The organism is Photobacterium sp. 2_MG-2023 (assembly GCF_030547675.1).
Classification (GTDB): Bacteria; Pseudomonadota; Gammaproteobacteria; order Enterobacterales; family Vibrionaceae; genus Photobacterium; species Photobacterium arenosum.
The window spans coordinates 1-20093 of the sequence record NZ_JAUOQQ010000040.1 but is presented as its reverse complement, the minus strand read 5'-3'; the positions used below and the strand labels follow the sequence as shown (position 1 = coordinate 20093).

Below are 20093 nucleotides of genomic sequence, written 5' to 3'. Positions count from 1 at the left end.
TGGCTTATGGCTATCGAGATACTGGTTATTTCTTTCTGAAAATACGATCAGTCTTCCCCGGAGATCCGAGATGAACCATAAAAAATGCCGAACAAATGCCGGCATCATTTTGACGATTTCCATTTGTTATCTGGTTCAGCCCAGCGCCAGCCAGACACCCACCCCCATCATTAACGTGCCGGCAATGCGGTTGAGATAACGCAGGTTGTCCCCTTTGGTCAGGAACAGCCGCAGGCTCTTGCCGCCGTTGGCGTAAACCAGTAAGGCCACGAACTCTGTCATCAGAATGACAGCCAGCAAACCTGCCATTTGAGGTGCCATCGGCATGTCAATGTTAATGAAAGGTGGCAGCAGAGAGATCATAAAGGCCCACCCTTTAGGGTTGGCAATAGCTGTGATGAACCCCTGAGATATAAGCTGTCCGCGCTGTGTCACCGTAGGCGTTTCCAGGTTCAGCGACATTTTGCCCCGGTTACGCCACATGTTGATGCCCAGCCAGAACAGGTAAGCACCGCCAACCCATTTAAGGGCACTAAAAAGCTGAGGATAGTTCAGCATAACTGTGGCAACCCCCATCACAGCTGCAATGGCGACCAGAGCCACACCAAGCAATTCACCCACCATCATCCAGAGTGCGCGTTTAACACCAATGCTCATCCCCAGTGTCATAGCGAGTGTCATACACATACCGGGTGTAATAGAAACAAAGAAAAAAGTAGGGATAAATGCGCTTAGTAAGGTGAAATCCAACATATACATCCTGACATATGTGTTAACAAAACAGATTGTCAGTGTAATCAGTTCGCTGAGGCGATGGTAGTGTTTTGTGACATGATTTTTGGGTTGAAGACCCGGCGGAATGAAAATAAACAGTGAGGCGCTTCACGCTTTAGTACTCTCATTTTTTTGTCGTGGATCAGCGCAGGCCTGACTGTTTTTATTGTGAGTATTGTTAATAAATTGACTGGTTATCAGCCTGTTAGCGATTAAATGCTCGCTATCATAAATCGTTCTTGCCATAGAAGAGCTGGACAGTAATCGCGATTGTTGGGTCAAAATGAGACTTTTGATATCAATTTAATTTGACGCGGTCGTATTTTGTGCATAAATTTAACTCAAATGAAATATCTTTAACATCCAGTAAACATCTTTCACGGAGAGCAAAAATATTTCATTCACTGGTTTATTTCTCAATCTGAAGCTTGGTCGCGGTATCACAAGCTGGTGGCAGTAGGTTGAAAGTTCGTAATCCCCCAAACAAAGGAGAGTGGGATGAGCAAGTTACGTGTCATGAAGAAATCGCTTCAGATGGTTACCGCCACTGTTGCACTGTCCATTCTGTCCGCTACCTCACCAGCTATGGCTGAAACCAAAGCGCCAACGGCGTTCAAGTGTAAGCCGGGTGAAACCTATTACATGAACGTGATGGTGTCCGGTGTGGAGTACTGGTTCCCTGTCTATGAAATGATGAAGGAAGCAGCACGTTCAATGGGCTGTAAAACTGTCTATACCGGCACGCCGGAATACGATGTGAATAAACAGCTCGCGTCATTTGAGCAGATACTGGCGAAGAAACCGGCCGGAATCTTGCTGCACCCCATGAACCCGGATCCCTTTATTGAACCCATTAACCGGGCGGCAGAAATGGGTATTCCTGTTGTGACCTTTGCAGCGGATTCACCTAACAGTAAGCGGGTGTCCTTTATTACCTCTGATAACTATCAGGAAGGTAAGTTCGCCGCCGATGCCGTGGCGGAAGACATGGGCGGTAAAGGTGAGTACGCGGTGCTGGAGAACCCGGGCCAGGATAACCACGACCGACGCGTGAGTGCTTTTATTGCGCGCATGAAATCAAAATGGCCTGACATGAAGCTGGTCTCGCGTGCGGCCAGTAATACCGATGCCACCAAAGCCTATAACTCTCTGATGACTATGGCACAGGCGCACCCGAACCTGGGCGCTGTCTTTATGCCTGAAGCAACCTCTGCCATGGGCGCAGCACAGGCAGCCAAAGAGCTGGGCGGAAAAATCCGTGTGTTCAATGCCGACGTGAACGCCAAGATCCTCGACATGATCAAGCAAGGTGAAATCTTCGGTGCGGTGAACCCGAACCAGGGTATGCAGGGCTACATGGGCATGATGCTGCTGTATATGGCGGCGCATCCCGGCCTGATCGATCCGATGAACGATCATGACCGTGCCGGGTATAACCCAATGAGCGTGCCGTTCGTCGATAACGGTTTCTCTATCGTCACCAAAGCCAATGCTGATGATTTCTACTGGGATAAGTACCTGTCGAAACGCGGCACTAAAGGTATCAACGAGTAAATCCTACCCTGCTGAGGCCCGGTATCCGGGCCTCTTCCCTCAGCATACTCATGGAGGAGAGACGGTGGAAACGTCCAACACAACGCCAGTGCTTGAGATCCGAAATGTGACCAAAACCTTTGGTTCGACAACCGCGCTGAATAATATCCGCTTCGATTTACTGCCCGGTGAAGTGCATGCCATCGCCGGTGAAAACGGTGCCGGCAAGTCTACGCTGATGAAAATCATCGACGGCATACACCAGCCGGACAGCGGGGAAATGTTTATCAATGGCGAAAAAGTGGTGGTCAGCAGTCCGTTAGAAGCACAGAAGCTGGGCATCGGGTTTGTTCATCAGGAAATCGCACTCTGCTCTGATGTGTCAGTGGCTGAAAACATCATGATGGCGAAAATCAACAGCTCGGATGGCTGGCTGGTGGATTACAAAACCTTATATCGCGAAGCCTACGAGGTGGTCAGCCAGCTGGCCGATATAGACCCAAGACAGAAAGTGTCTGATCTGACTATCTCTAATCAGCAACTGGTGGAAATTGCCAAAGCTCTGGTGCTGGACTGCAAAATTCTGATCCTGGATGAGCCGACAGCGGCGCTGACGGATCAGGAAACCGACATCCTGTTTGCCATTATGCAGACGCTGAAAGCACAGGGGATCAGCATTATTTATATCAGTCACCGCATGGCGGAGATTTTTGAGCAGTGCGACCGGGTCAGCGTGTTCCGCGACGGTCATTACATACATACCAAACGGATAGAGGACACCACACCGCAGGCGATTGTTCAGAGCCTGGTCGGGCGTGAAATTGCCAACCTGTATCCGCCGAAATGCCAGGGTCAGGTCGAGAATAATCCGGTGATCCTCGACGTTGAAGGCCTGTCAGACGGCCACAGATTTAACGACATTGATTTTAAGGTGTACCAGGGCGAAATCTTTGGCGTCGCCGGTCTGATTGGTGCCGGGCGTTCTGAAATGGTCAAGGGCCTGTGCGGCCTGCACACCAAACAGCGCGGCAAGCTGAGATTCAACGGCCAGCCGATCACCATTAACTGTTATCGCGATGCGATAGACAAAGGCATTGTCTATCTCTCGGAAGACCGTAAAGAAGAAGGCCTGTTTCTGGATTTATCCATTGCTGTCAACGTCTCTGCGCTCAAGCTGGAACTGGTGTCTGAGCACGGTCTGATCAGCAAAGACAAGGAATTTGATCAAACCCAGACCCTGACCGACAGACTGAACCTGAAAAGCGGCAGCCTGCATCATAAGGTGTCGTCGCTCAGCGGGGGCAACCAGCAGAAAGTCGCCCTGGCCAAAATCCTGTCGGTGAACCCTAAGCTCATCATTCTTGATGAGCCAACCCGGGGCATTGACGTGGGGGCAAAATCTGAAATTCACAAACTGATCCGCGATCTGGCAAACACAGGTGTCGGCATCATTGTCATCTCTTCAGAATTACCGGAAGTCATCGGCCTGAGTGACAGAGTCATGGTGATGCGCGAGTCGCGTCAGATGGGGCTGCTGACCGGGGATCACATTACTGAGCAGAATATCATGCACCTTGCGTCCGGTTCCGCGGAACTGACGCAGGCAGCCGTACAGGCGTAATGCAGGAGAACATAATAATGACTATTGAACATGTATCTACACCCGGCACTTCGGTTACCGGTAAAAAACGTTCCTTCCGTGATGCGCTGGTGCGCGTCAGTCAGATGCGGGAATTCACGCTGATCCTCATCATAGTGGCGATGTTTATCGGCATGAGCTTTGCCTCACCGTATTTTCTGACCTGGGCCAATATGAAAGCCATGCTGCTGTCGTTTTCCACCGAAGGCATTGTGGTAGTCGGCATGACTATGCTGTTGATTGTCGGCGGGATTGACCTGTCGGTCGGCGCGGTGATGTGTCTGGCCATGGTGTTCGCCGCCAAGCTCTTCATGCTGGGCATGAACCCCTGGCTGGCCAGCCTGGCCTCCATTGGTTTCAGTGGTTTCATCGGCTGGCTGATGGGGCTGTGCGTCACGCGGCTGGGCCTGCACCACTTTATTGTCACTCTGGCCTTTATGGGGCTGGCGCGGGGTGCCAGCATGATCATCACTCAGGGCACGCCCATTTCGCTGTTCACTCTGCCGCCTGAATTTAAGTTTGTCGGTCAGGGAACCCTGTTCGGAGTGCCGTTCTCTATCATCATTTTCTTTGTGGTGATCATTATCAGCGACTTCCTGCTGCGAAATGCCAAAGCCTTCCGCAAGATTTTCTACACCGGCAGTAACGAGAAAGCCGCGCAGTACTCGGGCGTCAACACCAACAAGGTGAAGCTGTACGTCACCGTCTTGTCCTCCGCGCTCTGCGGTCTGGCCGGGATCATCTATATGTCGAAATTCGGTGCGGCAACGCCCAACTTCGGGGTCGGGCTGGAGCTGAACATTATTGCAGCAGCGGTGATCGGCGGAGCGAGCCTCAAAGGCGGCGAAGGCACCATCTTCGGAGCGATTCTGGGGATAGCGCTGCTGAGTGTGGTGTCCAGTTCACTGATTCTGCTCGATGTGTCTGTGTACTGGCAGGAGTTCATTAAAGGACTGATCCTGCTGGCGGCTGTGGCGGCGGATCACCATTTGCACCAGAAGTCGAAAGCCAAATCCTGAGAGGGCTGAACCTATGCAATCCACAACGAAAAGCCTGGATGTCTCCCGTCTGGTGAGCAAGGTGCTGTTCTCGCATTACAAAGAGAATCGCAGCCAGGCGGAGATCTCGAAAAGCCTGGATCTGTCACCGGCCAAGGTGAACCGCATTATCCGTCAGGCGCGGGAAGAGGGGCTGGTCGAAATTATCCTCAATATTCCGCACATGGGGGTAATGGAGCTGGAAAAGCAGCTGATGGCACGTACGGGTCTGCCTAAAGCGGTACTTTGTCCGTCCTATGCCGATGATCCTGTCGTTGGGTTTACGCAGATAGCGGAAGTGGCGGCGGAATTTTTACAGGACACCCTGCGTAAGAATGATGTCATCTGCATCAGCGGCGGCAAGGCACTGGCCACCATCGTCGACGTGATGAAGCCGGTTAAAGGCATGAAGGTGACTGTAGTGCCGGCCACCGGCGGGGTGCAGGGCACGCATTTTACCGATGTGAACTACCTGGCCTCGGCGCTGGCGGAAAAGCTGGGAGGTCGCTCGATGCAGCTTCATGCGCCCTTGTTTGCAGATACGCAATCGGACCGTGACATGCTGATCAACATGCGGGCCACCAAGGAAGTGCTGGATATGGCCCGGCACGCCGACATTGCGCTGGCGGGCATCGGCGCGGTGGCGAAAGGCGATGAAAGCTATTTTGACCTGCGTCACTGGATCAACGGTGAAAAAGCCCTGGTGGCAGAGAGCCAGTGCAAAGGGGAAGTCTTTGCGCATCTGTATGACCAGTCCGGCTCGGCCTGCATTCCGGCGCTGAACAACAAGCTGGTCGGCCTGTCGCTGGCGGAAATGCGCCAGATCCCGGTCAGTATCGGCGTCGCAGCCGGGGCTGAAAAAGTGATGCCGATTGCTGCTGCGCTGCGCGGCGGTTTTCTCAATACACTGATCACTGATGAATCGACCGCACAGGGTGTGCTCGATGCATATTGAAACACAGAAGAATTGTTAACTTGAGAGGGATGACCATGAACAAAAGACAGTTAGGTTTTTCAGGTATTGATGCCTCGGTGATTGGCCTGGGCACCTGGGCCATGGGTGGCTGGATGTGGGGCGGCACCAATGAAAAGGAGGCCGTTGCCGCGATTCAGGAATCGATCACTTGCGGTGTCTCGCTGATTGACACGGCCCCGGCATACGGGCTGGGCCGCTCGGAAGAACTGGTTGGTAAAGCCATCAAGGGCCAGCGCGATAAAGTGGTGCTGGCCACCAAATGCGGCCTGGTCTGGCACACTCAGAAAGGCAATCATTTCTTCGATGAAGAAGGCAAACCGGTACACCGTTATCTTGGCCGCGATGCTATTCAGTACGAACTGGAACAGAGTCTGCGTCGTCTGGGGACAGATTATATCGATCTCTACATCACCCACTGGCAGGACCCGACCACACCGATTGAAGAAACCATGGCGACCCTGATGGAGCTGAAACAACAGGGCAAGATCCGCGCGATTGGCGTCAGCAATATCAGCCTGGAAGTCCTGAAGCACTATCAGCAGTTCGGCACTGTCGATGCGGTGCAGGAAAAGTACAACATGATAGAACGTGAGCTTGAGCAGAGTCTGTTGTCTCATACCCGCGCCACCGGGATGTCCTGCCTGAGTTATTCCTCGCTGGCACTTGGTCTGCTGAGCGGAAAAATCTCCGCCGACCGTAGGTTTGACGGCGACGATCAGCGGTTGTCGAATCCGTTATTTTCTCAGCCAAACCGTCAGATAGTGCAGCAGTTCTGCCAGTTGGTCACGCCGCTGGCTAACGATTATGGCATCTCGGTTGCGCAGCTGGTCATTGCCTGGACGCTGTCACAGCCGGGTATTACCTATGCCTTGTGCGGCGCCCGTAATCCGACCCAGGCGGCTGAGAATGCGCGGGCCGGAGAGGTAAATCTGGCTGCTGTGGATGTGGATACCATCAGCACGCTGGTGGCTCAGTCGCTCAGCCAGTTACAGACTGACTGATGTGATTCCCACCCACAATAAGAATCGATAAGGGGAGCAGTATGGCAGGCGATGGAACACAAAGGCGGGAACGATTACCCCAGGATGCGCATTTCGATGTAGTGATAGTCGGTGGCGGTATTAACGGTATCAGTGTGTACCGGGAGTTGTCTTTGCAGGGGGTGAAAGTCTTGCTGGTGGAGAAAGAAGATTTCTGCAGTAAAGCCAGCGCCGCCCTGTCGCGGATGATTCACGGTGGCTTGCGGTATCTTGAAAACGGCGAGTTTGCCCTGGTCAGGGAATCACTGGCAGAGCGTAACCGCCTGCTGGTCAATGCGCCGCATTATGTGCAGCCGCTGGTTACCACGATACCGATCTTTTCTCGCTGGTCCGGGCTGTTTTACGCGTTGTTTAACTTCACCGGACTGATGGATAAACCCAGTCGCCGGGGGGCGCTGGTGATTAAACTGGGGCTGTGGTTTTACGACTTTTTCACCCGTCGCGATCAGCGTCTGCCGAAACACCGTTTCTTTTCGCAGTCTGAAACGGCAGCACGCTGGCCACAGTTTGACTCTGCCGTCGCCTGCAGCGCCGATTATTACGATGCCTGGATCAGTGCCCCTGAGCGTCTGGCAATGGAGGTGCTGAGCGACACGGGCGAGCAAAGCAGCAGTCTGGCCTGTAACTATACCGAGCTGCTGGCACGGGACGGTCAGCGTTTTACCCTGCGTGACACCCTGACGGGGGAAACCAGCACGATCAGCGCAGACAAACTGGTCAATGCCACCGGGGCCTGGGTCGATCAGACCAATGATCGTCTGGGACTGGCCTCGGGCTATCTGCAGGGCACCAAAGGCTCGCACATTATTGTCCGCCACCCTGAGTTACTGGCCGAGCTGGACGGGCACATGGTGTTTTACGAGAACCCGGAAGGGCGGGTATGCATTCTGTTTCCCTACTACGGCAACGTACTGATCGGCTCGACAGACATTCCGGTGGCAGATCTGGATGCCGTGACCTGTACCGGTGAAGAAATTGATTACATGCTCGACTCACTGAAAGCCGTGTTTCCGGCACTGGTGATTGAGCGGGAAGACATAGTGTATCAGTTCAGCGGCGTACGCCCGTTGCCGTCGGTGAAAACCTCGACCACAGGGCAGATCCCGCGCAGTCATGCTCTGCGGGTGGACAGCACGGAAGACGGTCAGGTTCGCCTTTATTCTCTGATCGGTGGCAAATGGACGACATTCCGCGCCTTCGGGGAAGAAGTGGCCGATCAGATCTTATCGGATATGGCGCACACCCGCCGGATCTCGACCGCCGACCGGCCCATAGGCGGCGGCAGGGATTTCCCTGTGACAGATATCGAACGCAAAGCCTTTACTAAAGCAGCCCATGTCAAATATGCCCTGAGCGAAGCCAGAGCGGAGATGCTGCTGCAACGTTACGGCACTCAGTGCCTGGCGGTGATGGCATACCTGAGCGCCGGTGAGGATACGGTGCTGACCAGCCTGCCGGCGTACACCAGGCGCGAGCTGATGTATTTGATTGAACACGAGGCTGTGTGCCGCACGCTGGATGTGCTGCAGCGCCGCACTTCGGTGGCGATTCAAGGACAGATAGACAATCAGGTGCTGGCTGAGGTGACTGAGCTGGTGGCCGCGACGCTGGGCTGGAATGAACAGCAAACGAAACAGGATCTGGCAGAAAGTTGTCGTCAGTTGCAGCTACATCATGGTCTGGCCGTCAGCACTGAGCAGGTTGAGCAAATCTGGACCACATCTTTTTCAGGAGGAAACTATGTATATCAGTAAGAAAGTAAGGATGAACCGGCTGTTTAACAACGGCCGCTGTCTGGACGTGGCACTGGATCACGGGGTGTGTAACGAGCCGTCTTTTCTCGATGGCCTGGAAAACATGGACTCTGTGGTCAGCCAGCTGGTGGAAGCCAGACCGGACGCGATTCAGATGAATTATGGTCAGAGCGACCTGCTGCAAAACGTTGACGGCAAAGACAAACCGGCTCTGGTGATGCGGCTGGATATGGGTAATCCGTACAACACGATTCGCCACCGTCATATGTGGGCTGTGATGCAAAATGATCAGGAGCCGGTACTGCAGGCGCTGCAGATGGACGCGGCTTGCGTGGTGGTTAACCTGTTTATGCTGCCTGATGAGCCGGATCTGTTCCGCCAGTGTGTGGTGAATATCAGCAAAGTGAAAAACGACTGCGACAAATACGGTATGCCGCTGATGATAGAGCCGCTGGTGATGCAGCCGGCCAGTTCGGGTAAAGCCTATGCAGTAGACGGTGATGCGGAAAAGATAGTGACTCTGGTGCGTCTGGCCCGCGAAATGGGGGCAGACATCATCAAAGCCGATCCAACGGCTGATGCGTCGGAATTCCACCGTGTGGTCGAAGCGGCGCGTTGTCCTGTGCTGGTTCGCGGCGGCGGAAAAGAAGATGTCGAAGTGGTCTTCAGCAAGGCGCGTCAACTGCTGGATCAGGGCGCATTGGGCATGGTGTATGGCCGGAATATTTACCAGCACCCTAACCCGAGCCGCATCGTGCAGGCCTTCATGGCGATGATCCACAACAACGCCAGCGTGTCTGATGCACTGGCCATTTATCAGCAGTAATTTTTCACTGTCAGCAAGAAAAGGAAGCAAGCAATGACACCATACGTACTGGGTATAGACTGCGGAAACACGGGAATAAAAGTGGCGCTCTTTGATTTACAGGGCCGCGAAATCGGTGCGCTGGGTGACAAAGTGGCGACGCATTTTCCTGCACCGGGTTTTGCTCAGTGCGATATGGCAGCGCTGTGGAGTCAGTGCGCGGTCCTGATACGTCGCTTACTGGAAGAATGGGCCGTGCAGTCCGGACAGGTGGTAGCTGTCGGGTGCAGCGGTCATGGTAACGGGCTGTATTTGCTGGATCACGAGGCGATGCCCCTGCTGGCGATCAAATCGCTCGATTGCCGCGCCAGTGATCTGGTGCAGACGATAAAAAATCAGCCCGACTATGAGTTGATTCAGGAGCTCAACCGTCAGGGTGTCTGGCCGGCGCAATCGGCCACACTGCTTTGCTGGCTCAAACAGTATCACCCGGAGACATACCAGAGCATCGGCAGCGTCCTGTTCTGTAAGGATTACCTGAATTTTTGCCTGACCGGCGAGATATCGACCGAGTACGGGGATCTCAGTGCATCGGGTTTATACGATTTTTCAGCAGGAGAGGCGTCGGCCGCTTTACTTACTGCATTAGCTATTCCAGAGATGCAGCAGGCGATTCCCGACATCAGGGAATGTCAGGATGTTATGGGCCGGGTCAGCAGGGAAGCGGCGGCGTTAACCGGACTGAGCGAAGGCACACCTGTGGTCAGTGGCTGTTTTGATATTGTGGCCTGCGCTATCGGCTCAGGGGTCTGGCAAAGTCAGGCGGCCTCTGTGATTGCCGGTTCCTGGAGCATTAATCAGGTGGTGACGGACACCTTACCGGGCAGGGATGTCTTTATGGCCTGCCATTTTCCCGGCCAGCGTTATCTGGCGGTGGAGTCGAGTGCGACCTCGGCCTCGAACCTCGAATGGTTCATCTGTGAATTTTTCAAACAAGAAAAACAGCAAGCCCAAACCCACAATGTCGATCTTTTTCAGCAACTTAATGCCATGGTGGCCGACACTGTGATCAGTGACGATCTGCCGCTGTTTCACCCTTACCTCTACGGCGGCTGTGATAATCAGCCGGTGCAGGGGAATTTTTTCGGGCTGGCCGGATGGCATAAAAAATCGGACTTACTCTATGCCGTTTATGAAGGCATTGTCTTTGGGCATTTAGAACATGTTGGTCAGCTCAGGCTGGCGGGTCAGCATATCGACACTGCGGTTCTCAGCGGCGGAGCCGCCAAAAGCCCGGTCTGGAGCCAGTTGTTTGCGGATGTGCTGGATGTCGAGATTCAGACCTCCGACTGCACCGAAGCCGGTGCCAGAGGGGCGGCGATGGCTGCCGCAACCGGTGCAGGCTGTTTCCCGGCTCTGCAGCAGGCGGTAGCCGCTATGGCCAAGCTCAATACGCCTCTTACGCCCAGGCCACAGCAGCAAGCCATTCTTCATCAGCGCTACCAACGCTACCTGGCGGTGTCGAACGCCTTGAAAGGGCTGATGTCATGACTCTCAGATAATTCACTTAATATCAATGGGTTAACTTTGCTGTTTCGGTGGCTGTGCTACCGGAACGGCTTTGCCGATCCTGATGTTCACCGACTTTGCTCACCCTCTCAAAATTGATTTATTTTGATATTTTTTGTCTCATTTTTATCGGTATGTGCTCTATATTATTAAGATGATTAAAAGGTGGAAAGGATGAAAGGGATGACACAACGAATTGTAATGCCCGGCCTGATGGAAATCGGGGCTGGCGCGCTGGATAAAGTGGCAGACATGCTGAAACTGCTGTCTTGCCGTCAGCCATTGATTATCAGCGACCGAGTGATGTCTGAGCTGGGTTATGTACGCCGGGTTGAAATCGCACTGGCGGCGGTAGGGTTGGAGTGCGGTGTCTTTCTGGATACCGAGCCGGAGCCGACTGAGGCCTCTATCCTGCCGGCGGTTGATCAGGTGGTGACAGGCCAGTTTGACTGCCTGATTGCGCTGGGCGGCGGGAGTGCCATCGACAGTGCAAAAGCCATTGGTTTGCTGGCACAGCACGGCGGTCAGATGCGTGACTACAAAGTACCGCATGTGGTGACAGAAGCCATCTTGCCCGTGATTGCCATTCCGACCACGGCAGGCACGGGATCGGAAGTTACCCGGGTGACCATCATCACCGATCAGGACACAGACGAGAAAATGCTGTGCATGGGGCCGGGACTGATCCCCCAGGCGGCGATCATCGACTATGAGCTGACCCTGTCGGTGCCGGCCCGTATCGCTGCCGATACCGGGATTGATGCGCTGACACACGCCATTGAAGCTTATGTCAGCGCCAAAGCCGGGGTGTTTTCCGATCAGCAGGCGCTGTCAGCCATGCGTTTGATAGCCCCGAATCTTCGCGAAGCGGTGAACACCCCTGGCAATCATGATGCGAAAGAGAAGCTGATGCTGGGAGCCACACTGGCCGGTATCGCTTTCTCCAACGCGTCTGTCGCACTGGTGCACGGCATGAGCCGTCCGATTGGCGCCCATTTCCATGTCCCGCATGGCATGAGCAATGCCATGTTATTACCTGCGATTACCGAGTTTTCCATTCCGGCCAGTCTGACGCGTTATGCCGACTGCGCCCGCGCGATGGGGCTGGCTGATGACATCGTCAGTGAGGAAGAAGCCGTGCAGCGTCTGATGTCTGAGCTGACTCAGCTTAACGCCGATCTGCAGGTGCCGGCCATGTCGGATTTCGGGATTGACCGGCACCAGTATCATGAGCTGCTGGACACCATGGCGGAGCAGGCGCTGGCATCGGGCTCACCGAATAATAATCCGCGCATTCCGAGCAAGAATGAAGTGATTGAACTGTATAAAAAGGTATGGAGTTAATGATGATTGGAAATTACATCAACAGTGAATTAGTGCCAGTGACCTCAGATCGCAATCTGCCGGTCACGGATCCGGCCACCGGTAAAGTGATCGATCAGGTTGGTCTGTCCAGCGTGGCGGATACCGAGCAGGCAATCGCCAGCGCGGAAGCGGCATGGCCGGCCTGGGCGCAAATGACACCGCTTAATCGCTCGCGCATCCTGTTTCGCTTCAAAGCCTTGCTGGAACAGAACATGGACGAGCTGGCAACACTGATCAGCCGCGAGCACGGAAAAGTACACAGTGATGCGTTAGGCGAACTGACCCGCGGGCTGGAAGTGGTCGAATTTGCCTGCGGCATTCCCCATCTGCAAAAAGGCGAACACAGCCGCAATGTGGGCACAGATGTGGACTCGCATTCCATGCTGATGCCTTTGGGCGTGTGCGCGGGGATCACCCCCTTTAATTTCCCGGTCATGGTGCCCATGTGGATGTTCCCGATTGCACTGGCAACCGGCAATACCTTTGTGCTGAAACCGTCAGAGAAAAACCCGTCCGCGGCACTGAGACTGGCGGAATTGCTGACCCAGGCAGGATTGCCGCCAGGGGTGTTTAATGTCGTGCAGGGCGATAAGGAATCGGTGGATGTGCTGCTGAGCGATGCCAGAGTCAAAGCAGTCAGTTTTGTCGGCTCGACACCGATTGCGGAATACATCTATTCACAGGGCTCGGCACACGGCAAACGGGTGCAGGCACTGGGCGGTGCGAAAAACCATATGGTGGTGATGCCGGATGCGGATTTGGATCAGGCGGTTAATGCGCTGATGGGCGCCGCCTTTGGTGCGGCCGGAGAACGCTGCATGGCGATTTCTGTCGCGGTTGCCATTGGTGACGAAGTGGCCGATAAGCTGGCAGAGAAACTCACAGCCCGGATTCGTGAGTTACGGGTCGGGCCGGGCTATGGCCAGTCGGTTGAGAACGAAATGGGGCCGCTGATCACTGACGATCACATGAAGCGTGTCAGCAGCTACATCGACGCCGGGGAAGCCGAAGGGGCCACGCTGCTGGTGGATGGTCGCGATTACCAGGTTCCCGGCTTTGAAAACGGCTATTACGTCGGCGGCACTTTGTTTGACCATGTCACCCCTGAGATGACGATTTACCGCGAAGAAATTTTCGGGCCTGTCCTGTCAATGCTGCGCGCCCAGTCGCTGGATGAAGCCCTGACGCTGATCAATGAACATGAATTCGGGAACGGTACGGCGATTTTCACTGCAGACGGTGAAGCGGCACGCCGGTTCAGCGACAAAGTGGAAGTGGGGATGGTCGGGGTGAACGTGCCGATTCCAGTGCCTATGGCTTTCCATTCTTTTGGTGGCTGGAAACGTTCCCTGTTCGGGCCGCTGCACATGCACGGCAGCGATGGTGTGCGTTTCTTTACCCGCATGAAAACCATCACCACCCGCTGGCCAAAAAACCAGCAGCAACAGGCTGACTTTGTCATGCCGACCATGAAATAACACCTCAAAAGAGCGGCTTCCCAATGCAGGAAGCCGCCTCAATAATAAGCGGCTTTCCGCCGCGACTCAGTTGGCGAAGTTTTGCAGTAATCACGATAAATCAACCCTACTCACTAACCGAGGTTGAGGGGCGGTCTCTGAACAGGCCCCATGCAGTTCAATTCTGCGCTAGTGATACAATAAATCATGGAGATCTTTCATGGCTGCAATACGGAAGCGATCTAACCGCTACCCCGGCATACGACCTGTGCTGGGCATGCTTGCCTCGCTCGGACTCAGTGCGTCAGTAATGGCGGCACAGGGGCCGGGGCTGGGTAATCTCAACTACAGTACAGGCGAAACTTTCACTCAGGTGTCTTACCCGCTGGTGGATGACACCACCGGATTTCTGCCGCCGGATTACCCCGGCAGAAAACATTATGGCGTGAATGTCATGACCATGCTCAATGGTTACATGGTGGGTATTTTTGCCCCTGACAGCGGCGGCGGCCCCGGTGGCTGGATTGCGCTGGACGCCTCAGACCCGACCAACCTGTCTTTGGTCAAGACGGTCTATGAACCCGATACCAGTAATCAGCACCGTACCGGTAACGGGCTGCGTACCGCGGAATTTCGTGAGCCGCATTCTTTTGGTCTGAGCGAAGGTAATCTGATTGCCATCCAGACAGGGAAAGGGATTGAAATCTGGGATTGGTCTGATGTCAATAATCCTGTTCAGGTCTCCAAACTGCCCATCTCAGGAGTGAACTTCGGGGATTATAATAACGTGTCCTGGCAGCTGTTCTGGCAGGCACCTTATTTGTATGTGGCCCGCGGTAATGCCGGGTTAACCATAGTAGATACCAGCAACGTCAGTAACCCTTCGATAGTGAAAACCATTCCAACCTCGCAACTGGGCGGTTTCAATATCGGTCCGGTCTTTGTGGTGGGCAACAAGATGTTCCTGTCGAGTATGGAAACCACCGCCGGTTTTTCTATTCTGAACCTGGATGATCCGGAAACCCCGACGCTGGAGAAAACCCTCAGCTCCCTGCCGGAGAAATATTATGCCTCGTGCTGGGACGGTAAATATGCCTTCTTCGGCGCCCGCTCTACCGCGGACAAGCTGAGAATTTACGATACAACAACAACGCCGATGACACTGGTGCACGATCAGCTGTCCGGGTTTCAGAATCTGTACTGTAACGTGCAGGATCATAAGCTGTTTCTCGGCAACCAGGACGATATCTCAGTCTTGGATGTCAGCAATATCAGCAACATACAGCTATCAGGCAGCGGCTCGCTCAATGCCGCAGGCGGCGATACCGACCATGGTCAGGTGTTCCCGTTCGGCAATATGGTCTGGGTCGGCAATGATCACGGCACCGGCAGCGGTTTAATCGCCCATCAGGCCGGGCCAGACAATACGCCTCCGGCGATTGTTCACAGTAGTCCGGCAATCGATTCAACGCTGCAACCCCGTTCGTCCCGGGTCGGGATTGTCTTTTCCGACAGCCTGCTGATGGAGTCGGTCAACAGCAATACCTTTACCGTGACCAAGCTGGGCAGCAGTACCCCGATCAGCGGGACTTACAGTGTGAACTTAGGGTTTGCCAACTTCACACCGGATAGCCAGTTAGATGCCGACAGCATTTATGTGGTTGAAGTAGATGGCATTGAAGATTTTGCCGGTAACCCGCTGCCTGCGACCAGTTACCGTTTCTCCACCGGCTCTGTGGTGGGTCATGATATTACACTTGGCAGCACGGCTCAGGTTACGCTGGGTACGCCCATTTCCTTCTCAGCCTCGGCTTCTCCTTTGCTGGGCGGTAATCTGGAGTATTCCTGGGACTTTGGTGACGGCACACCGCCAACCGCATTTTCCAGCAATGGCTCGGTCAGTCACACTTACAGCTCGCCAAATCACTGGAATGCCATTGTGACTGTACGAGAATCGGGCTCACTGACCACAAGCAAAACGCAGCAGCATACCGTGTACAACCCATTGACGCTGAACACGCCCACGACGGCCAGCACCATAGTGAAAGATGCCAACCGGGTGTACGCGGTCAATGAGGATAACGGCACCGTCTCGGCGATCAGCCAGGTCTCGCCGTTTGGTAAAGTGTGGGAAACCCAGGTCGGCGAGAAACCCCGCACCCTGGCGATTGCCCCTGATGGCAACCTCTGGGTGGCGAATCAGGACAGCGACAACATCAAAGTCTTGTCTGCCACCGGCAGCGTACTGCATACCATCGATCTGCCGCGCGCCAGCCAGCCGCATGGTGTGGTGTTTACACCGGACGGCAGTGCCGCGCTGGTCACTTTGCAGGCAACCGGCGAAGTGGTCAAAATCAATCCGTCAAACCGTACGATTACCGGCACGGTCAGTGTGGGCCAGAGCGCCAGGGGCATCGCCGTCGACAGCGATTCGGCCACCGCACTGGTCACACGTTTTATCTCACCTCAGTCGCACGCTGAAGTTGTTGCTGTGCATATCGGTTCGATGTCAGTGGACTCTGTGGTCAATCTGCAGAAAGACACCACCACTGTGGATGGCGAAGACAGGAGCCGCGGGATACCGAATTATCTCAATGCGGTTACTATCTCGCCGGACGGCCAGTCGGCATGGGTACCGGCAATCAAAGCGAATGTGGATCGCGGTGAATACAATGAGGGGGATCCAAACCAGGCGCTGACCTTTGAAACCACCCTGCGTGCCATTACCTCGCAGATCAACCTCAACACACTGGCAGAAGTCCCCAGCCTGCAAATGGACATGGACGACAGGGCACAACCCAAAGCGCTGGTGTTCAGCGAGCTGGGCGATTATGTCTACATTGCGCTGGAAGGGCAAAACAGCGTCGAGGTGCGTGATGCCTATTCCCGTGAGCGGGCCAGTGAAATTGCAGATTCAGGTAAAGCCCCGCGAGGTTTGGTGAAAGTCGGTAACTTGTTGTTCGTGCATAACTTCCTGTCGCGCACTGTTTCTGTTCATGACCTGTCGCCGTTTGAAAATCAGGGCGAGGCCATTGCCAAGCTGGCGGATATTTCACTGGTGGCAAATGAAACCATGCATCCGCGCGTTCTGGCCGGTAAGCAGATTTTCTACAACGCCAGCGATGCGCGCATGACCAGGGATGGCTATATCTCGTGTGCCGGCTGCCATACAGACGGCGACAGTGATAACCGTGTCTGGGACTTTACCGACCGCGGTGAAGGGCTGCGCAATACCATTTCATTGCTCGGCCGAGTCGGCATGGGGAATGGCCGGGTTCACTGGACAGCCAACTTCGATGAAATTCATGATTTTGAAAACGATATTCGTCTGGCGTTTCAGGGCGTGGGTTTTCTCGATGATGCGATCTTTGCGCTGACCTCGGACCCACTGGGCGCGAACAAAGCAGGCTACAGTGTCGATCTCGACAATCTGGCGTTTTACGTCAGCAGTCTGAATACGTATCCACGCAGCCCGTACCGCAATCAGGACGGCAGTCTGACCGCGGCCGCATCGACAGGTAAGACGCTGTTTACCCAAAAAGGCTGCGACACCTGTCACAGCGGGGATTTCTATACCGATAATCAACGCCATGATGTCGGCACCATTCAGGCCTCGTCCGGTCAGGGCAGCGGTAATCCGCTTGGTGGCGTTGGCTTTGATACGCCGACCCTGGTTGGCGTCTGGTCAACGCCACCGTATTTCCATAACGGACAGGCCGCGACGCTCAATGATGTGCTGCAAACCGGTTCCCAGCACAGCGTTAGCAGTGCCAGCGAACGGGCAGCGCTGGTCGCTTATCTGGAGCAGATTGAGTACGAAGGGCCGGAGATCGTAGTGCCTGAGCCACCGGCAGAAGCCACAGTGGTGTACCTGAGTGATATGGCAGAAGTGTCATCCAGCAATGGTTGGGGGCCGTTTGAAAAAGACGCCAGTAATGGCGAAGCCGCATCGGATGACGGCGGCACCATCTCAATTGGTGGCACCCAGTATCAGAAAGGTTTGGGTGTGCATGCCGAATCTGAAGTGGTGTATGACATCAGCAATGGTGACTATACCCAGTTCCGCGCCTTCGTCGGGGTCGATGATGAAGTCGGTGGCAGCGGCAGCGTAGTGTTTGAAGTCTGGGTTGATGGCGTACTGAGTTATCAGAGCGGCACGCTGACCGGTTCAGACACCGCCCAGTATGTCTCCATCAACCTGAGCCCGGATAACTATGAGCTGAAGCTGGTGGTGACAGGTGCCGGTAACGGCGTTGGCAGTGACCATGCCAGCTGGGGCGATGCCAAACTGCTGCAGTCTTCCGGGCAGAGTCAGTACAGCTATCTCAGCGACATGACCGAAACCGGCACTGTGATCAACGGCTGGGGGCCGCTGGAAAAAGACACCAGCAACGGTGAAGACCAGGCCAACGACGGTACGCCGATCACCATCGGCGGTGCGGTCTACAGCAAAGGACTGGGGGTGCATGCGGATTCAAGCATCACTTATACCCTGATTGCCGGTGAATATGACCAGTTCCAGGCAGTGATTGGTGTGGATGATGAGGTGGGCAATAACGGCAGCGTGGTATTCGAAGTCTGGCTGAACGGCAGTCTGGCTTATCAGAGCGTCACGCTGACCGGCAGCCAGGGACCGGTCACTGTCAATCTGCCGATCCCGTCCAATGTCACTGAGCTGAAATTGGTCGTCGGCACCGCGGGTGATGGCAATGGCTATGACCATGCGAATTGGGCTGATGCGCGGTTGAGGTACGCGAACTAGCGCTTTACTTTGGGGAGGTGGACTGGTGGCTGATCGCCCGTTTTGCCCGGACAGTGCAGTGCCTGTCCGGGCATTTTTTATTTGCCGTAAATGCAACAATCCGTCATTCCCGCGCAGGCGGGAATCCAGACAGCGAGTGTATTTCTAAAGATTGTGCGGGTATGTCGCGCTTGGGTGTAGTGGCAATCTCAGCATTTTCGGATGCGCGCCAGACACTCTTTGCTGGCACAAAGAGTGCCCAGAAATGCCTGTTTGTTCGTTGGTGTTGTCCGGGGCGGTTGTAGGCGCTCCCGGCGCCGACAACCTAAAAATTCGTCCTGAATTTTTCCCTGGGGGCGTGATTCCTTTTGATGCTGTGAATGCAAAAATCCGTCATTCCCGCGCAGGCGGGAATCCAGACAGCGAGTGCATTTCTAAAGATTTTGCAGGTATGTCGCGCTTGGGTTCGGTGGCAATCTCACCATTTGCGAATGCGCGCCAGACACTCTTTGCTGGCCCAAAGAGTGCCCAGAAATGCCTGTTTGTTCTCTGGTGTTGTACGGGCCGGTTGTAGGCGCTCCCGGCGCCGACAACCTAAAAATTCGTCCTGAATTTTTCCCTTGGGGCGTGATTCCTTTTGATGCTGTGAATGCAAAAATCCGTCATTTCCGCGCAGGCGGAAATCCAGACAGCGAGTGCATTTCTAAAGATTGTGCGGGTATGTCGCGCTTGGGTTCAGTGGCAATCTCACCATTTACGGATGCGCGCCAGACACTCTTTGTTGGCCCAAAGAGTGCCCAGAAATGCCTGCTTGTTCGTTGGTGTGGTCCGGGCTGGTTGTAGGCGCTCCCGGCGCCGACAACCTAAAAATTCGTCCTGAATTTTTCCCTGGGGGAGTGATTTCTTTTGATGCCGTAAATGCAAAAAGCTGTCATTTCCGCGCAGGCGGGAATCCAGAAAGCGAGTGCATTTCTAAAGATTGTGTAGGTATGTCGCGCTTACGTTTAGTGGCAATCTCACCATTGACGGATGCGCGCCAGACACTCTTTGCTGGCCCAAAGCGTGTCCAGAAATGCCTGCTTTTTCGTTGGTGTTGTCCGGGGCGGTTGTAGGCGCTCCCGGCGCCGACAACCTGAAAATTCGTCCTGAATTTTTCCCTGGGGGAGTGATTCCTTTATATGCCGTAAATGCAATAAACCGTCATTCCCGCGCAGGCGGGAATCCAGACAGCGAGTGCATTTCTAAAGATTGTGCGGGTATGTCGCGCTTGGGTTTAGTGGCAATCTCAGCATTTATTGATGCGCGCCAGACACTCTTTGCTGGCCCAATGTATGGTCCGCCCCGTTTTTGCAACTACAATTTTAACGGGAGTGGTTTGCGCTAATGTATTCGGAGTCTCTCTT

13 protein-coding genes are annotated in these 20093 nt (G+C 54.5%); 12 read left to right on the top strand and 1 reads right to left on the bottom strand.

The genetic code is table 11. The annotated features are described in order from the left end of the window. Nucleotides 1-135: 135 nt before the first annotated feature. Complete coding sequence (locus Q4491_RS20920) at nt 136-750, bottom strand: LysE family translocator (protein ID WP_218386853.1); 615 nt, start codon at nt 748-750, stop codon at nt 136-138. Between the two features lie 522 nt (nt 751-1272). Here Q4491_RS20920 and Q4491_RS20915 point away from each other — a divergent pair. The 12 genes from Q4491_RS20915 to Q4491_RS20860 all read left to right on the top strand — a co-directional run bounded on the left by Q4491_RS20915 (nt 1273) and on the right by Q4491_RS20860 (nt 19533). After that, nucleotides 1273-2328 (top strand): substrate-binding domain-containing protein, encoded by a 1056-nt coding sequence (locus Q4491_RS20915; RefSeq protein ID WP_225445010.1) that lies wholly within the window; start codon nt 1273-1275, stop codon nt 2326-2328. A 64-nt stretch (nt 2329-2392) separates the two neighbouring features. After that, nucleotides 2393-3928, top strand: coding sequence for a sugar ABC transporter ATP-binding protein (locus Q4491_RS20910; RefSeq protein ID WP_218386782.1), 1536 nt, complete (start codon nt 2393-2395; stop codon nt 3926-3928). A gap of 17 nt (nt 3929-3945) precedes the next feature. Further along, entirely contained in the window at nt 3946-4965 is a 1020-nt protein-coding gene (locus Q4491_RS20905; RefSeq protein WP_027251180.1) for an ABC transporter permease, read from the top strand. A gap of 13 nt (nt 4966-4978) precedes the next feature. Then, nucleotides 4979-5938, top strand: coding sequence for a sugar-binding transcriptional regulator (locus Q4491_RS20900; RefSeq protein ID WP_303460612.1), 960 nt, complete (start codon nt 4979-4981; stop codon nt 5936-5938). A gap of 35 nt (nt 5939-5973) precedes the next feature. Further along, nucleotides 5974-6960: an aldo/keto reductase gene (locus Q4491_RS20895; RefSeq protein WP_303460610.1), complete on the top strand. Its 987-nt coding sequence runs from the start codon at nt 5974-5976 to the stop codon at nt 6958-6960. Between the two features lie 41 nt (nt 6961-7001). After that, a complete protein-coding gene (locus Q4491_RS20890; protein ID WP_303460607.1) occupies nt 7002-8753 on the top strand; it encodes a glycerol-3-phosphate dehydrogenase/oxidase in 1752 nt (583 codons plus the stop codon). Further along, nucleotides 8740-9579, top strand: coding sequence for a class I fructose-bisphosphate aldolase (locus Q4491_RS20885; protein ID WP_027251177.1), 840 nt, complete (start codon nt 8740-8742; stop codon nt 9577-9579). Before Q4491_RS20890 ends, Q4491_RS20885 begins: the two co-directional genes overlap by 14 nt. 33 nt (nt 9580-9612) lie before the next feature. After that, the gene (locus Q4491_RS20880) at nt 9613-11109 is read left to right on the top strand and encodes an FGGY-family carbohydrate kinase (RefSeq protein WP_303460603.1); all 1497 of its coding nucleotides are present in this window, start codon (nt 9613-9615) and stop codon (nt 11107-11109) included. 201 nt (nt 11110-11310) lie between these two features. Next, nucleotides 11311-12471: an iron-containing alcohol dehydrogenase gene (locus Q4491_RS20875; RefSeq protein ID WP_303460601.1), complete on the top strand. Its 1161-nt coding sequence runs from the start codon at nt 11311-11313 to the stop codon at nt 12469-12471. A 2-nt stretch (nt 12472-12473) separates the two neighbouring features. Beyond that, entirely contained in the window at nt 12474-13970 is a 1497-nt protein-coding gene (locus Q4491_RS20870) for a CoA-acylating methylmalonate-semialdehyde dehydrogenase (RefSeq protein WP_303460617.1), read from the top strand. 199 nt (nt 13971-14169) lie between these two features. Then, nucleotides 14170-18711 carry an NPCBM/NEW2 domain-containing protein gene (locus Q4491_RS20865; protein ID WP_303460599.1) on the top strand — a complete coding sequence of 1514 codons (4542 nt, stop codon included), beginning with the start codon at nt 14170-14172 and terminating at the stop codon, nt 18709-18711. A 513-nt stretch (nt 18712-19224) separates the two neighbouring features. Continuing rightward, nucleotides 19225-19533 carry a hypothetical protein gene (locus Q4491_RS20860; RefSeq protein WP_303460596.1) on the top strand — a complete coding sequence of 103 codons (309 nt, stop codon included), beginning with the start codon at nt 19225-19227 and terminating at the stop codon, nt 19531-19533. Nucleotides 19534-20093: the final 560 nt, after the last annotated feature.

Coding starts and splice junctions, on each gene's coding strand:
- Q4491_RS20890 (WP_303460607.1), top strand. CDS start 7,002: ATGGCAGGCGATGGAACACAAAGGCGGGAACGATTACCCCAGGATGCG.
- Q4491_RS20900 (WP_303460612.1), top strand. CDS start 4,979: ATGCAATCCACAACGAAAAGCCTGGATGTCTCCCGTCTGGTGAGCAAG.
- Q4491_RS20905 (WP_027251180.1), top strand. CDS start 3,946: ATGACTATTGAACATGTATCTACACCCGGCACTTCGGTTACCGGTAAA.
- Q4491_RS20885 (WP_027251177.1), top strand. CDS start 8,740: ATGTATATCAGTAAGAAAGTAAGGATGAACCGGCTGTTTAACAACGGC.
- Q4491_RS20875 (WP_303460601.1), top strand. CDS start 11,311: ATGACACAACGAATTGTAATGCCCGGCCTGATGGAAATCGGGGCTGGC.
- Q4491_RS20865 (WP_303460599.1), top strand. CDS start 14,170: ATGGCTGCAATACGGAAGCGATCTAACCGCTACCCCGGCATACGACCT.
- Q4491_RS20915 (WP_225445010.1), top strand. CDS start 1,273: ATGAGCAAGTTACGTGTCATGAAGAAATCGCTTCAGATGGTTACCGCC.
- Q4491_RS20895 (WP_303460610.1), top strand. CDS start 5,974: ATGAACAAAAGACAGTTAGGTTTTTCAGGTATTGATGCCTCGGTGATT.
- Q4491_RS20880 (WP_303460603.1), top strand. CDS start 9,613: ATGACACCATACGTACTGGGTATAGACTGCGGAAACACGGGAATAAAA.
- Q4491_RS20860 (WP_303460596.1), top strand. CDS start 19,225: ATGCCTGTTTGTTCTCTGGTGTTGTACGGGCCGGTTGTAGGCGCTCCC.
- Q4491_RS20870 (WP_303460617.1), top strand. CDS start 12,474: ATGATTGGAAATTACATCAACAGTGAATTAGTGCCAGTGACCTCAGAT.